This window comes from Acinetobacter indicus CIP 110367, assembly GCF_000488255.1.
Classification (GTDB): domain Bacteria; phylum Pseudomonadota; class Gammaproteobacteria; order Pseudomonadales; family Moraxellaceae; genus Acinetobacter; species Acinetobacter indicus.
This window is the reverse complement of sequence record NZ_KI530755.1, coordinates 193,303-208,586: the sequence shown is the minus strand read 5'-3', so window position 1 is coordinate 208,586 and position 15,284 is coordinate 193,303. Positions and strand designations below refer to the sequence as shown.

General features: G+C 46.1%; 15 protein-coding genes and 2 tRNA genes. 11 read left to right on the top strand and 6 right to left on the bottom strand.

Annotation, left to right across the window (positions count from 1 at the left end; genetic code table 11):
- Positions 1–265: 265 nt before the first annotated feature.
- The 3 genes from P253_RS09550 to P253_RS09540 all read left to right on the top strand — a co-directional run bounded on the left by P253_RS09550 (position 266) and on the right by P253_RS09540 (position 2,958).
- On the top strand, positions 266–1,153 hold the full coding sequence (locus P253_RS09550; RefSeq protein WP_016658431.1) for an SDR family NAD(P)-dependent oxidoreductase: 888 nt from the start codon (positions 266–268) through the stop codon (positions 1,151–1,153).
- Positions 1,154–1,235: 82 nt separating this feature from the next.
- Positions 1,236–1,550, top strand: coding sequence for a hypothetical protein (locus P253_RS09545; protein WP_005180556.1), 315 nt, complete (start codon positions 1,236–1,238; stop codon positions 1,548–1,550).
- A gap of 103 nt (positions 1,551–1,653) precedes the next feature.
- Positions 1,654–2,958 (top strand): IS4 family transposase, encoded by a 1,305-nt coding sequence (locus tag P253_RS09540; RefSeq protein ID WP_016658430.1) that lies wholly within the window; start codon positions 1,654–1,656, stop codon positions 2,956–2,958.
- A 44-nt stretch (positions 2,959–3,002) separates the two neighbouring features.
- Here the strand turns inward: P253_RS09540 and P253_RS09535 are convergent, their stop codons facing one another.
- A complete protein-coding gene (locus P253_RS09535) occupies positions 3,003–5,354 on the bottom strand; it encodes a Tex family protein (protein ID WP_016658429.1) in 2,352 nt (783 codons plus the stop codon).
- A gap of 335 nt (positions 5,355–5,689) precedes the next feature.
- Between P253_RS09535 and ompR the strand changes: the two genes are divergently transcribed.
- From ompR to P253_RS09520, 3 genes are all read left to right on the top strand, one after another.
- The gene (ompR, locus tag P253_RS09530) at positions 5,690–6,454 is read left to right on the top strand and encodes an osmolarity response regulator transcription factor OmpR (RefSeq protein ID WP_005180561.1); all 765 of its coding nucleotides are present in this window, start codon (positions 5,690–5,692) and stop codon (positions 6,452–6,454) included.
- A 260-nt stretch (positions 6,455–6,714) separates the two neighbouring features.
- Positions 6,715–8,175 (top strand): ATP-binding protein, encoded by a 1,461-nt coding sequence (locus P253_RS09525; protein WP_005180564.1) that lies wholly within the window; start codon positions 6,715–6,717, stop codon positions 8,173–8,175.
- 207 nt (positions 8,176–8,382) lie between these two features.
- On the top strand, positions 8,383–9,900 hold the full coding sequence (locus P253_RS09520) for an acetyl-CoA hydrolase/transferase family protein (protein WP_005180567.1): 1,518 nt from the start codon (positions 8,383–8,385) through the stop codon (positions 9,898–9,900).
- A gap of 82 nt (positions 9,901–9,982) precedes the next feature.
- Here P253_RS09520 and P253_RS15320 read toward each other — a convergent pair whose 3' ends face one another.
- From P253_RS15320 to P253_RS09500, 5 genes are all read right to left on the bottom strand, one after another.
- The gene (locus P253_RS15320; RefSeq protein WP_016658428.1) at positions 9,983–10,240 is read right to left on the bottom strand and encodes a hypothetical protein; all 258 of its coding nucleotides are present in this window, start codon (positions 10,238–10,240) and stop codon (positions 9,983–9,985) included.
- 57 nt (positions 10,241–10,297) lie between these two features.
- On the bottom strand, positions 10,298–10,492 hold the full coding sequence (locus P253_RS15315) for a hypothetical protein (RefSeq protein WP_016658427.1): 195 nt from the start codon (positions 10,490–10,492) through the stop codon (positions 10,298–10,300).
- A gap of 306 nt (positions 10,493–10,798) precedes the next feature.
- Positions 10,799–10,874, bottom strand: a tRNA-Phe gene (locus tag P253_RS09510).
- A 126-nt stretch (positions 10,875–11,000) separates the two neighbouring features.
- Positions 11,001–11,076 (bottom strand) — tRNA-Phe (locus P253_RS09505).
- Between the two features lie 198 nt (positions 11,077–11,274).
- The gene (locus tag P253_RS09500; RefSeq protein WP_016658426.1) at positions 11,275–11,652 is read right to left on the bottom strand and encodes a GNAT family N-acetyltransferase; all 378 of its coding nucleotides are present in this window, start codon (positions 11,650–11,652) and stop codon (positions 11,275–11,277) included.
- Between the two features lie 96 nt (positions 11,653–11,748).
- Between P253_RS09500 and hisB the strand changes: the two genes are divergently transcribed.
- From hisB to hisA, 5 genes are all read left to right on the top strand, one after another.
- Positions 11,749–12,342 carry an imidazoleglycerol-phosphate dehydratase HisB gene (gene hisB, locus P253_RS09495; RefSeq protein ID WP_016658425.1) on the top strand — a complete coding sequence of 198 codons (594 nt, stop codon included), beginning with the start codon at positions 11,749–11,751 and terminating at the stop codon, positions 12,340–12,342.
- Positions 12,342–12,959, top strand: a complete 618-nt coding sequence (gene hisH, locus P253_RS09490; protein ID WP_005180583.1) for an imidazole glycerol phosphate synthase subunit HisH — start codon at positions 12,342–12,344, stop codon at positions 12,957–12,959. The genes hisB and hisH overlap by 1 nt, the downstream gene beginning before the upstream one ends.
- A 151-nt stretch (positions 12,960–13,110) precedes the next feature.
- The gene (locus P253_RS09485) at positions 13,111–13,599 is read left to right on the top strand and encodes a DUF805 domain-containing protein (RefSeq protein WP_016658424.1); all 489 of its coding nucleotides are present in this window, start codon (positions 13,111–13,113) and stop codon (positions 13,597–13,599) included.
- Between the two features lie 74 nt (positions 13,600–13,673).
- On the top strand, positions 13,674–14,342 hold the full coding sequence (locus P253_RS09480) for a 3'-5' exonuclease (protein ID WP_016658423.1): 669 nt from the start codon (positions 13,674–13,676) through the stop codon (positions 14,340–14,342).
- Positions 14,343–14,517: 175 nt separating this feature from the next.
- Positions 14,518–15,249: a 1-(5-phosphoribosyl)-5-[(5-phosphoribosylamino)methylideneamino]imidazole-4-carboxamide isomerase gene (gene hisA / locus P253_RS09475; protein WP_005180591.1), complete on the top strand. Its 732-nt coding sequence runs from the start codon at positions 14,518–14,520 to the stop codon at positions 15,247–15,249.
- The last annotated feature ends 35 nt before the right edge of the window (positions 15,250–15,284 follow it).

The window sequence follows — 15,284 nt, the reverse complement described above, 5'->3', positions numbered from 1 at the left end:
GGCAGACTTTTTGCTTTTTAAACATAGAAACAAGGACTTGCTTTGTCGAAAAATTTTAAGCAGAATTTACCAATCCACCAAAACACCCCATTAGAGCAATTACTCTAAAATAACTTTCAATTTCAAGCACTTATTTTATAGCTTTTTTTTAAACTTCGGTTATTATAATGCCCATCATAACAGCCCGAACCAATGAGATTGGGCGCAAAAATTCAAATAACAAAGACCATTGAGTCTGATCTTTTAATCAAGCAGGGATACGAGTGTGAAGGCAAAACTAGAGAAACTTTTCAAGAAAAAAGTAAATGGAAAAACCGTACTGATTACCGGTGCATCCAGTGGTATCGGACTGAACACCGCTTATCGTCTGGCAGAGGCGGGAGCGCATGTGCTGCTGGTGGCACGTACCCAGGAAACCCTGGAGCAGGTCAAAGCAGAGATTGAAGCCAAAGGCGGCAAAGCATCTATTTTCCCATGTGACTTAAACGATTGGGAAGCCATTGACCAGACTTCAAAAGATATTTTAGCGTCTGTCGATCATATTGATATTTTGGTTAACAATGCCGGACGTTCAATCCGTCGTGCCGTGCATGAATCTTTGGACCGTTTCCACGATTTTGAACGCACCATGCAGCTGAATTATTTTGGTGCCGTGCGTCTGGTGATGAATATCCTGCCACAAATGATGGTACGTCGTAGCGGCCAGATTATTAACATCAGCTCGATTGGCGTATTGGCCAACGCGACCCGTTTCTCGGCTTATGTTGCCTCTAAAGCCGCATTGGATGCTTTTAGCCGCTGTCTATCGGCCGAAGTACATTCACACAATATTGCAATTACCTCCATTTATATGCCGCTGGTGCGCACTCCAATGATCGCACCGACCAAGATGTATAAATATGTTCCTACCCTTTCACCGGGACAGGCGGCCGATTTAATCTGCTATGCCATTGTGAAACGTCCGAAGAAAATTGCCACACATTTAGGCCGTTTGGCTTCAATTACTTATGCGATTGCACCGGATATTAACAACAAGCTGATGTCGATTGGTTATAACCTGTTCCCAAGTTCATCGGCTTCGGTGGGTCAGCCACAAAAGCTGAACTGGGTACAAAAAGCGTATGCCCGTTTGTTCCCGGGTGAACACTGGTAAAATAATCCTTTTTAAAGACCTGTCTAATGACAGGTCTTTTTATGTTATAAAACCCCTCATTTTGAACAGTTAAAGTAAGACTATGCGGACCTTTTCCCTTATTCTGCAATATGGGTGTTTTGCCTTTGCCCTGTTTCTGGGCTATCAGGTGGCGATGGCGCTATATCATCAGGATTATGAGCTGATGGAATTGATTGCCGATGTGGGCACGATTCTGATCTGTATTGATTTAGGTGTGTTTTTATTTTCCAGTAAAGCTGCCAATAAGCTGAGTTTGCAGGAATATGCCAAACAGCTGGAACAGCCGCCTACGCCACTGGTGAGTTTTACCCGCAAGCTGGGGCATTTGGGTATTATGCTGATTTTATGTAGCTGGATTGTGCCGATGGTCAATTAAATAGGGCAATAAAAAAACCTCCCAATTGGGTAATGCCAGTCAGTTAAGCAAATTTTAGTAAAATGTAGTAAAAATGAGTGTATGTAAATACGCTCATTTTTTTATGTCTTTATCTGAACATTTAGAATCCACTCTTGAACATGCTCTCCCATCACTTAGCCATTTTTGTGAACTTATTGACTTAAATTGGATTGAAACATCTCTGCATCAAACAGGTAAGGCATCGATCAGAAGGAGAAAATTACCTGCTGAGCACGTGGTTTGGCTTGTTCTTGGGCTTGCCTTGTTTCGCAATCAACCCATCAGCTATGTGGTAGAACAATTAAAACTCGTGTTTGGTACAACAGATTATTGTGTTCCTAGTGCAGCTGTCCAAGCTCGACAACGTTTAGGTCGAGAACCCTTAGCTGCCTTATTCTCCTTAATCAGCCAAGCATGGTTTGATGAATCACAACAACAATATTCAAGCTTTCAAGGTCTTAATGTATGTGCTGTTGACGGGGTGGTTTGGTCTATGCCACTGACCAAGGAGAATTTTAATCATTTTGGCTCATCTAAAGGTAAAACTGCTGTAGCACCTTACCCACAAGTTAGAGCCACGTGTCTAGTGAATACCAATACTCATGAAATCATAGATGCCCAAATAGGCAGTATGGATCAAGGTGAACTCACATTAGCAAATCAATTATCTCCTCCAGCACAAAGTATTACTTTGTTTGATCGAGCTTATTTCTCTGCTGATTTTTTAATAGGCTGGCAAACACGTGGAGAATCAAGCCATTGGCTTATGCGAGCTAAAGATAATTTACGTTATGACATAATTAAACGGAATTCCCCACATGATTTTCATATCAGGATGCCAATATCAGCAAGAGCCAAAAAACTTAATCCAGCATTAGGAGATTACTGGGAAGCACGTTTAATTGAAGTTGAACAGGCAGGAAAAATCCGCCGTTACATTACTTCATTATTAGATTCAAAGACATACCCACTTATAGCCTTGGCAAAGTTATATGCTCAGCGTTGGGAAATTGAAATGTGTTACCGAGAAATTAAAAGCAATTTACAGGAAGGTAAGCACTTAAGGAGCAAACAGCCAGACTTAATTTATCAAGAATTATGGGGTGTCTTGATTGCTTATAATGTTCTAAGAAGACAAATGAAATATATGGCTCAACGTGCCAAAGTAAGCCCGTTGAGGATCAGTTTTCATATTGCATCTATTGCCCTTCTTAATTTACTCAGATTCGACTCTTTGGCTTCTGCAGGTAATCTACCCAAACATCTGGAAAGTTTAATGGAGAAATCTAATCGGTATGTTATACCTGAGAGAAGAGTGAGGAGTTATCCAAGGATTGTAAAAGGAAAACCTCAAAAATACCCAAGAAAAAGCCAGTCAATCTCTTAACTGACTGGCATTACCCAATTGGGAGGTTTTTTCAGAGCTAAAGATTACTTCGAACCTTTAATCCCGGCTTGCAATAACAATGCACCTAAACCACCAATCTTATTGTCTTGTGGTTTTGCCGCTTGCGGCTTTTTGCCCTGAGGACGATCACCCTGCGGACGCGCCTGTTGCGGACGTTTACCCTGCGGCTTACGTTCAGTACGCTGTTCATTTTGGTCACGGCGTGGCTGACGTGGCGCTTTCGCTGCAGCAGCACCTTCCGGACGCATCGACAGGTTCACACGGTTACGCTCAACATCTACCGTTAAAACACGCACCTGAACAATTTGACCCGGTTTCACCACTTTATGCGGATCAGACACGAATTCATTGGCCAGTTCAGAAATATGGATTAAACCGTCCTGATGCACACCGACATCCACAAAGGCACCGAAGTTGGTGACATTGGTGACCACACCTTCTAGCTGCATGCCTTCAGACAATTGTGATACTTCGGTAATATCATCACGGAATTTAGCGGTACGGAATTCCGGACGCGGGTCACGGCCCGGCTTTTCAAGTTCGCTCAGCACGTCCTGAATGGTTGGTAAACCAAACTGGTCGTCTACAAATTCTTCTGCATTGACCTGACGGATAATTTCAGTATTGCCAATAATATCTTTGACTGTGGTCGCTTTGGCTTCGACAATTTTAGACACCAGCGCATACGATTCCGGGTGCACCGCAGAGGCATCAAGTGGCTCAGAACCATTTTGAATACGCAAGAAACCTGCCGCCTGTTCAAAAGTACGCTCACCTAAACGTGGCACTTTTTTCAGGGCCTGACGATTATCAAAACGGCCATTTTCCTTACGGAAGTCCACGATTTGCTGAGCAATAGATTTGTTCAGACCGGCGATATAACCCAGAATTGCTGCAGATGCCGTATTCACATCCACACCTACCGAGTTCACACAGTCTTCCACCACTGCTTCCAGGGTTTTGGCCAAACCAGTCTGGTTCACATCGTGTTGATACTGACCCACACCAATTGATTTCGGATCAATTTTCACCAGCTCTGCCAATGGATCTTGTAAACGACGGGCAATGGATACTGCACCGCGAATCGACACATCCAGTTCTGGAAGTTCTTGTGAAGCCAGTTCAGAAGCTGAATAAACCGAAGCACCTGCTTCAGACACTGATACACGGGTCAGTTTCAGGTCAGAATTCGCGGCCATCATTTCAGCCACTAGCGCTTCAGTTTCACGGCTTGCGGTACCGTTACCAATCGCGATTAAATCGACGTTAAATTCACGGCAAAGACGCGCCAGTTCCGTTAATGAACCTGCCTTATCATCTTTTGGTGCAAATGGATAAATAGTGCTGTGCGCCAATACATCGCCTGATTCATTCACTACCGCCAGTTTCACACCGGTACGGATGCCCGGGTCAACGCCCAGCGTCGTACGTGCGCCAGCAGGTGCAGACAGCAGCAGATGACGGAGATTTTCAGCAAACACCTGCATTGCTTCTGCTTCAGCCGCCAGACGTTTTTCTGTCAGCAATGAATGCTCGATGGTCGGACGGACTTTACCCAGCCAGAACAGTTTTGCGGTCTGCTTCAAATAGTCCTGACGCGCTTGTGGCTGCACGGTATCTAAGTTGTATTCGGTTTCAATACGTGCCAGTGGCGCTTCATCTTCACCATCAACTTTTAAGCCCAGCACGTTTTCCTGACGGCCGCGCAGCATGGCCAGCAAACGGTGCGATGGTACTTTGTTCAGGCTTTCAGAGAAATCGAAGTAATCACGGAATTTTTTACCAACTTCTTTTTTCTCATCACTGGCCACCAGACTTTTCAGCACGGCGGTTTTGGCGAAGGTTGCTTTCAGTTCTGTGGTGAGTGCAATATTTTGCGCCCAGTCATCAATTAAAATGTGCTGAATGGCATCGAGCTGGCTTTCCAGGTCTGGATAATCTTCATGGCTAAAGCCGGCAAGCGCTTCTACTGGATCAATCGCTTCTGCAAAGATTTTCTCTGCGATTGGACCCAAGCCGGCTTCTTTGGCTTTAAAAGATTTGCTGGTACGTTTTGGACGGTACGGCGCGTAAATTTCTTCTAAGGCATTTTTAGTTTCAGCCGCATTCACACGTGCCAATAAATCATCAGATAATTTATTTTGTTCTTTTAGTGATTCAATCACTTTTTCACGGCGTTCAAACAAATCACGCAAATACGCTAAACGTGTATCGAGCTGGCGAAGTTGCGTATCGTCTAAGCCCTGCGTTACTTCTTTACGGTAACGTGCAATAAAAGGAACACTGGCACCTTCATCAATGAGTTTGATGGCAGCTTCTACCTGATTTGGACGTACGGCAAGTTCTTTTGCCAACTGCTGAACTAAGTCAGTCATCGTGTTTGATCCCACAAGGATAAGTACTAAATGGCATGATTATAAAGACCAGGCCCATAAAATCCACAATTGTTTTATGAAATTTACAGATGGCGATTCTTGCCAATTCGCAGATATTTCACATTTTTGTGGTAAATTCATCATTTCAGGGCCTTTTCTTCCCCAAATTGTGGGATTTATCTTCTATCATAGATGTATATATTTGGTATCTATGTCTTGATTTTAACTGCAATATTTGTTGCTTTAGAGCATAGTCAAGGCATACAGATGAATCGTATACTCAAAGTCAGTGAAAGCTTTGCATACGACCACAATAAAGAATAAAGGAGCACATCATGAGTTTAGTTGTACCTGCTGAAAATACAGATGCCGTACATACCGAAACTGACCGCGTTGAACGCATTCTCGTTGTCGATGATGATGTGCGTTTGCGTACGCTGTTACAGCGTTTTCTGGAAGATAAAGGTTTCGTGGTCAAAACTGCCCATGATGCTACGCAAATGGATCGCCTGTTACAACGCGAGCTGTTTTCCCTGATCGTGCTCGATTTCATGCTGCCGGTTGAAGATGGCCTGAGCATTTGCCGCCGTTTACGCCAGTCCAGTATTGATACGCCAATTATCATGCTGACCGCACGCGGCAGCGACTCAGACCGTATTGCCGGCCTTGAAGCAGGTGCCGATGACTATCTGCCAAAACCGTTTAACCCGAACGAACTGTTAGCGCGTATTCGTGCCGTATTACGCCGTCAGGTACGTGAAGTCCCAGGCGCACCAAGCCAGCAGATGGAAGTGGTCAGCTTTGGACCGTGGGCGCTAGATCTTTCGACCCGTACCCTGACCCGTGAAGGTCAAGTCGTGACTTTAACTACAGGCGAGTTCGCAGTGTTAAAAGCGCTGGTACAACATCCTCGTGAACCGCTGACCCGCGACAAGCTTATGAATCTGGCGCGTGGCCGTGAATGGGGTGCAATGGAACGTTCGATTGATGTGCAAGTGTCTCGTTTACGTCGCCTGATTGAAGAAAACCCGGCACGTGCGCGTTATATTCAAACGGTGTGGGGTGTGGGTTATGTCTTTGTTCCAGATGGTGCGGAATAAAGCTCACTCATCGAATCTATGACGGAGTCTTACGGTCTATTCCCCACTGATGGGATACAACCTGCGGTTCGCCTTACTTTTGTTTCGGCAAAAGTAAGCAAAACCATTGTCATCCGCAAAACTCGGCAAATTCCGTCATTTCAACCAATATTTCGCAGAAACATAAGTAATTTACTTGAGTCCTGCCTCAAACAGTTGCGGATGACCTAACGCGTATCCAATTTTGGGGGAGAACTTTCCCTTTTTAAAAAGGACTCATTGTGAAACTCGACCCCATCGATCCACAAGACTTTACCGACTTTGAAACCTATTCAGAACGCAAACGCACGCCGTGGGAACGCTTTCTGGATAAAATCAAACCGCGCTCGGCTGCCATGCGGACCACCGTGCTGGTGTTGTTTGTGGTGATTTTCAGTCTGTTTATGTCCCTGTGGTTCTTTTGGCGCACCCTGTATCTGCCGGAAATCCAGCAACATGCCCGTTATCTGGCAGTTGAACTGGAAATTCTGAACAATCCGGAATTACGGATTTTCCATAATGATGCCGAAGTCGATGTCGATGCCTGGCTAAAAAACCGGGTCGGGATTGAATACATTACCGATCCCAAGGAATATCCAAATGTCCGCGACAAGGTTATTGCCGAGTTCTTTACCCGACAAATTGAGAAAAAACTGGCCAATGAACTCAAAGCCGATGATGTAACCGTGTATTTCCAGTTCAAGCCCAGCCCACGCATCTGGATTCAAACGCCGGAAATGAACGGCCACTGGGTCCGTGAACCATTAAAAACCTATGCCAACTACAGTCCGGAACTGGTGTTTGGCTGGCTGCTCGGCATTCCACTGCTGTCTGCCATTATTATTCTGACCCTAGTGCGTCAGCTGAACCGGCCATTACGCCGTTTGCAGGAAGCGGCCAACACCTATAGTCAAACCGGCAAAGCGCCTTATCTGGAAACCAACCACGGGCCGCTAGAAATCCGTCAGGTGAATCAGGCTTTTAACCAGATGATTTTTACCCTGGAACAGACCGAGCGTGACCGCCGGATTATGCTGGCCGGAATTTCGCATGACCTGCGCACGCCTCTGACCCGGATTCGCCTGAGTGCAGAAATGATGCCGGATGAAGACTTTTTAAAAGAAGGCCTGATTTACGATGTCGAAGATATGGACGCCATTTTGGACCAGTTCATTTCCTATATGCGTGATGGCTCGGATGAAGAACTGCAAGATACCGATTTAAATGCCTTGTTACAGGAACTGGTGATCCAGTTTAAACCGCTGGACATTCGCTTTAGCCCGGAAGAATTACCAATTCTGCAGGCACGCAGCCTGTCGCTGAAACGCTTGATTGGCAACCTGATTAACAATGCCAAGCGTTATGGCACTGAACCGATTGAGCTGTCTGCCAAAGTGCAGGAACAATTTATCTGCATTAGTGTGGCCGATCATGGTGAAGGCATTCCTGAAGATCAGATTGAATCTTTAATGCAGCCTTTTGTGCGTGGGAATGCCGCACGTACCGTCCAAGGTAGCGGTTTAGGTCTGGCCATTGTGAAACGGATTGTCGATATTCACCAAGGCGAGCTGATTATTCGCAATCGCGAGCACGGTGGACTGGAAGTCATCATCTCTTTACCGCTGCCCGAACAGCCAGATGATGAAAAAAACAACAGCAGCACCCTGGAAAAAATTAAGCAAAGTATTACAGAACATTTCTAAATCATGCTTAAACATTGATCAACCAGTTCCTGGTGAAGATTTGGCTTTTAATTTTTATTGTTGAATTTTCAACAAGATAAAAATCATCAAATATATTTATACCTGCATTTTTTGAAAAAATTAGACCTTAGCCTAACAGGTATGCAAAATGGCTTTTTTGATGGGTACAATCGCCATCAGTTCTGATTTTTCAAACGAGAGTAAACCATGTCCCTAGATCGCATCCGTTTAGCTTCCCTACATGACAAGGTTATGAGTGCGGAGCAAGCTGCTCAATTCATCCAAGACGGTATGACTGTTGGTATGAGTGGCTTTACACGTGCCGGTGAAGCGAAAGCTGTTCCTTTGGCTTTAGTGAAACAAGCACAAGCGAATCCTCTAAAAATTACATTAATTACTGGTGCGAGCTTAGGGAACGATCTCGACAAACAACTGACTGAAGCCGGTGTACTGGCACGTCGTCTGCCTTTCCAAGTGGATAACACTTTACGTAAAGCCATCAACAAAGGCGAAGTCATGTTCATCGATCAGCACTTGTCTGAAACAGTTGAACAAATGCGTAACCAGCAGCTGAAAAAGCCAGATGTAGCGGTAATTGAAGCCGTTGCAATTACTGAAGATGGCGGCATCGTGCCAACCACTTCTGTAGGTAACTCTGCAAGCTTTGCAATTTTTGCTGAAAAAGTCATTGTTGAAATTAACACCAACTTAAGCCCGGCGTTTGAAGGCTTACACGACATTTATATCCCGACCTATCGTCCTACCCGTCAACCAATTCCGTTGACCAAAGTTGACGAGCGTATCGGTACTCAAGCGATTAACATCGATCCTGCAAAAATCGTTGGTATCGTATTTAACAGCGAATTACATGACTCTCCATCAACTGTCACTGCACCAGATGACGAGACTCAATCAATTGCCAACCACTTGATCGCATTCTTTGAAAAAGAAGTAGCTGAAGACCGTTTACCGAAAAACCTCGGTCCTTTACAAGCAGGTATTGGTTCAATCGCTAACGCAGTATTGACCGGCTTGAAAGAATCAAACTTCGAAGACCTGATCATGTACTCAGAAGTACTGCAAGACTGTACTTTCGAACTGATTGATGCCGGTAAAATGAAGTTCGCTTCAGGTTCATCTATTACCCTGTCTGCGAAATACGGCGAGAAAGTATTTAACAACCTGGAACAGTACAAAGATAAACTGGTTCTGCGTCCACAAGAAATTTCAAACCACCCTGAACTGGTACGTCGTTTAGGTATTATCGGCATCAACACTGCGCTTGAATTCGATATCTACGGTAACGTGAACTCCACTCACGTATGCGGCACCAAAATGATGAACGGTATTGGTGGTTCAGGTGACTTCGCGCGTAACGCACACCTGGCCATCTTCGTGACCAAGTCTATTGCCAAAGGTGGCGACATTTCATCTGTTGTTCCATTTGCATCACACATTGACCATGCAGAACACGACGTTGACATTCTGGTGACTGAACAGGGTCTTGCCGATCTTCGTGGTCTGGCACCGCGTGAGCGCGCTCGTGCGATTATCGACAACTGTGCACACCCAATGTACCGTGATGCATTAAACGACTACTTCGACCGCGCATGTGCAAAAGGCGGCCACACTCCTCACCTGTTACGTGAAGCGTTGGCTTGGCACAGCAACTTCGAAGAAAATGGTCACATGCTGGCCCAAGAAGCAGCGGTAAAAACGGCTTAATCTCGGCCTGAATCAGATCTAAAAAAACGCTCCTCTGGAGCGTTTTTTTATGGCTGGACAGTTTCCCCTGTCACGTCATCTATTATCGGGTCGGGTTGCGTAACTGTGAGCTAATATCGGGGAACAAGCTATTGCCCAGATTCATCTCATAATCGACCACGCCTAACGAAACATTGGGTAAATCAAGCTGGATCTGTCCATCCGGGCCACGAAATGGCGCCAGCAGGGTTTCCAGGCCACGTAGCGGGTTATCCGACTGCAGACCGGCGGCAATCGCCAGAATATGCTGCTGCAACGCGGGAGAAAGGTGATCCATATTGACCGGTTCTTTGGCCGGCATGGTAATGAGAACAGGCGGGTCCGGGTCAATGACCCGGTTTTGAGTGTCCTGCTGAATTTACATGATCCGGTGCTGTAATGCCTTACGCTTTGCACGATCTTCCTGATACGGAATAAAGCCCACTTCCTGACGTAGTTCAGGTTCTGCCATGACCTGAAGCGTTGCTAGACGCTCGGGTTGCGCCCAGACCGACGTTGAGCCGATTCCCAGCATAATCATTACAGTCGAGGAGAACATCTGAAAGCGCGTCATACACGGCCTCCTGAACAGTAATGAAACATGTCTCTCTATTAAGCGCCAGAATGCAATCTTATTCAGCAGGATTCGTGTTATTGAGCTGTTATTAGCGTAACTGTGTTCCCGATCTGATCAGACCCAGTGAATCTTGAAGATGAACGATGAACGATGAACGATGAAAGATGAAAGATGAAAGATGAAAGATGAAAGATGAAAGATGAAAGATGAAAGATGAAAGATGAAAGATGAAAGATGAAAGATCATGCTGCCATTTTTAAATGCCATAAAAAAATCCCCTGCAATGCAGGGGATTTTTGAATATGGTGGCGAGACCCAGGATCGAACTGGGGACACACGGATTTTCAATCCGTTGCTCTACCAACTGAGCTATCACGCCGATGCCGTGTATTAAGCCGCATCTGGGGAAATTAGTCAATATAAATCATGACATTTTTATTTAATCGAGTATTTTTTACCCAAAAAAAAATCCCTGATGGGATCAGGGATTGAAAACGTTTAAATATGGTGGCGAGACCCAGGATCGAACTGGGGACACACGGATTTTCAATCCGTTGCTCTACCAACTGAGCTATCACGCCGATGACGCGTATTAAACAATCTCCATCCGGTGCCGTCAAGCAGCTTTTGCATAAATTCAAGCATTTGTTTACTTTTACAGCATTTTGTACACTGTCTGCTTATTTTTTAAGTGAAACGCCCGCGATTCCAGCCATTTGCAGGCCAGCAGATAAAAAAAGAGAGGCGATTAGCCTCTCTTGAATTTCATTTTAACTCGCTTAGAGCTTGTCCAGATGTGCCAGACAGCGGTGAATTGCGCCACAGCCCGGTTCAAACTGATTCACGCCTTTGGCTTCTTCCATGCGGCAGACTTCACTGACCAGACGCTCGGCCACACCGCGACCACGATTGGCCGGATGCACCACAATATATTCCAGGGTCCTACTTTCGCCCTGCCCGGTACACCAAATTGCACCAATTAATTTTGTATTAAATTCTGCGGTATAAAGTAGGGTATACTGGTTCAGATGTTGCTCGAGTTGCTCTACCGCATCCTGGCCATCACCAAACTCTGGACTGGTGTCATACAGTCGCTCAAGCTGGCTGCGCACTTCATCATTTTCCAGTGAAGTATAAGCATGTACGGTAATAGGCATTGATTAACCCTCCTGAGCAATCTAATATGCTGGGACTTCGTCGCAGCGAAACATTTTTACATCCATCATTTTTAACGTTTTTTGAGGAACGTGTCCATGACAGAGCGTATCAGTGAAGTGGTAAGAAACACTAACGAAACCAAAATTCGAGTTCGTTTAAACCTCGACGGTACCGGTCAAGGCACACTCAACACTGGTATTCCATTTTTAGACCATATGATGGATCAAATCAAGCGACACGGTTTGTTTGATATTGATATTCATTGTGATGGCGATCTGGAAATTGATGACCACCATACCGTAGAAGACTGTGGTATTACCCTGGGTCAGGCCTTTGCACAGGCACTGGGCGATAAAAAAGGCTTAAAGCGTTATGGTCACTTCTATGCCCCACTCGATGAATCTTTAAGCCGTGCCGTGGTGGATTTATCTGGTCGTCCAGGCCTGTTTATGGATGTACCATTTACCCGCGCCACCATTGGCCGTTTTGATGTCGATTTATTCTCTGAATTCTTCCAGGGCTTTGTGAACCACTCGCTAATGACCGTACACATCGACAACCTGAAAGGCAAAAACAGCCACCACCAGATTGAAAGTGTGTTTAAAGCATTTGCGCGCGCACTGCGTATGGCCTGTGAAATTGATCCACGTGCTGCCAATACTGTGGCATCGACCAAAGGTACCCTGTAATGACCCGTATTGCCCTTCTTGATTATGGCATGGGGAATTTGCACTCTGCCGCCAAAGCCTTGGAACACGTCGGTGCTACGGTGGATGTCACCAATGACCCGAAACTGATTGCCCAGGCCGATAAAATCGTGTTTCCGGGTGTCGGTGCCATGCGTGACTGTATGCAAGGCATGCATGAAGCCGGGATCGATGAGGTCGTGCGTCAGGCGGTGTTTAATAAACCGGTACTGGCCATTTGTGTGGGTATGCAGGCGCTGATGCAACATTCCGAAGAAAATGGCGGTGCCGATGCACTGGGTATTTTTGAAGGGGTGGTAAAACGCTTCCCGGAGGTTGAAGGTCTAAAAGTGCCACACATGGGCTGGAACCAGGTGCATCAGGTTGACCCGAGCCATCCAATGTGGAACAACATTGAACAGGATGCACGTTTCTATTTCGTGCACAGCTTCTATGTCGAGCCGAAAGACAGCACAATTGTGGCAGCGACCTGTGACTATGGGCTGCAATTCTGTACCGCCCTGCACAAAGACAACCTGTTCGCGACCCAGTTCCACCCGGAAAAAAGCCATACTGCTGGTCTGCAACTGTTAAAGAACTTTGTCGACTGGAAGATTTAACACCCTTCCTCTGTTGCGCAAGATGTATAAAGCCGGGTTCGTCCCGGCTTTGTTTTCACCTATTTTTTATTTCTTTCTTTTTTAAGCAATTTTTAGTAATATTTGACTGCTTTTTATACAACTCAATAAAAATAAAACAGGTAATTCAAAAATGCATAGCACCACTCATACCCAACACATCACGACACAAGATTCGGCACTCAGCGCGGCGGGGCGTTTTGGACGTTTCTCCTATCTGGCCTGGAACTGCCTGATTGCACTGTTAATGATTCCGGTTTTTCTGGTTTTGACCCTGCTCTTTCCCGGGCTGATGAATATTGATCCTGCTGGCGGCATTCCGCTCACCCCGCTGGTGCTGGGCGCACTGATTTATCTGGGGGTGTTATATCTGATGTTTATTTTCACCATCCGCCGTCTGCATGACCGTAACCATACCGGCTGGCTATCGTTACTGATGCTGGTTCCAGTGGCCAACCTGTTGCTGATGCTGTATCTGTTTTTCGCCCCGGGTGATCAACGTGTTAACAGCTATGGTCCACCACGTGCTACGGCTGGCTGGGAAGCGGCGCTGGCCTGGATTTATATTATTCTGTTGGTACTGCTATTTGCTTTTGCCATTTTTGGTGCAGTACTGGCCTAAAAGGTCCCGCTTGCTTAAAATAAGGCCTGACAATTCAGGCCTTATTTTTATCGCCAGCCCAAGGAAAAGATGGCATGAGCTTATCTTCAACATCACCCCATATGCCCTCTTCCAGCCAGCTGGAACAGCTGCCGCGCTTTCAAAGTCTGCCACCCTCTAAAATTCATCTGATTCAAACGCTGGCCGAATGTCAGCACTATGCGCATGAACTGAATATTGCAGCGGTACTCGGCTTTGATTCGGAATCCAAACCGATTTTTAAAAGTGGCGAAGTGTCGGATGGCCCGCACCTGATTCAGCTGGCCACACTAGATCGGGCCTATCTATTTCAGATGAATGAGGAAATCTGGAACTTTCTTAAGCCAATCTTCGCCAACCGTGACCAGATTAAAGTCGGCTTTGGCCTGAAAAATGATGCCCATCTGTTTCGCAAAAAAGGCGTAGAACTGAACAGTGTGCTGGAACTGTCCAAATGCTTTCACAGCTTTGGCTTTAAAAACCCGGTCGGATTAAAACATGCCATGGCGCTGCTGTTTCAGGTCTATTTTCCCAAAAGCAAACGGCTCAGCACCTCGAACTGGGCCAATCCGGTATTAAGCACAGCACAAATGGAATATGCCGCCGCCGATGCCTATGCCCCGGTTCTGGTCTTTGAAGAATTGTTGCGTTTGGGCCTGTTGCCGAAACAGATTCCCAATACCTCGCTCAAACTCAGAATCCGGCCATCTAAAACCCCGCCCTAAACCGCTCTGAAGATCAAGCTACACAGGCCGCCCGATTTTCCTGATCTCCCTATTTACCGCCTGACACAGCACAGGCTGTTTTTGTTTTTGCATGCAAATATGGCATTTAGAAAATTTTCGTTTATTGCTAAGATGGGCGGCAAGAAATTCAACCGATGAAGCAAGGAGCGAAAGCATGCTGATCATCCCTGCAATTGACCTGAAAGATGGAAAATGTGTCCGTTTAAAACAAGGTCGTATGGAAGACGATACCGTATTTTCTGATGATCCGGTGGCCACTGCACAGCATTGGGTCAATGAAGGTGCGCGTCGCTTGCATCTGGTCGACTTAAATGGCGCTTTTGCAGGTACCCCAATCCATAAACCGGTGGTCGAGGCCATTGCCAAAGCACAGCCAGACCTGCCAATTCAGATTGGTGGCGGTATTCGCTCGTTTGAAACCATTGAACATTACCTCGATGCAGGCGTATCTTTTGTGATTATTGGCACCAAAGCCGTTCAAGAGCCAGAATTTGTCGAACAAGCCTGCAAAAAATTCGCCGGGCATATCATTGTGGGCATTGATGCCATGAATGGCATGGTCGCGACCGATGGCTGGGCCAACGTGACTGAAGTGAAAGCCACCGATCTGGCCAAACGTTTTGCCGATGCCGGTGTCTCCAGCATTGTGTATACCGATATTGCCCGTGACGGCATGATGCAAGGCGTAAACGTCGAGCAGACTGTCAATCTGGCGCAATATTCAGGTTTACCAGTGATTGCTTCAGGCGGCGTGACCAATCTGGATGATGTCCGTAACTTAAAAGGCCAACCGGGCATTTTAGGGGCGATTACCGGTCGTGCCATTTATGAAGGCAGCCTGAATTTGCGTGAAGCGCAATTGCTGCTCGATGAGCAAGCCCTCTAAGTGCTGCTATCAGAAAGAGGTCTTCGGGCCTCTTT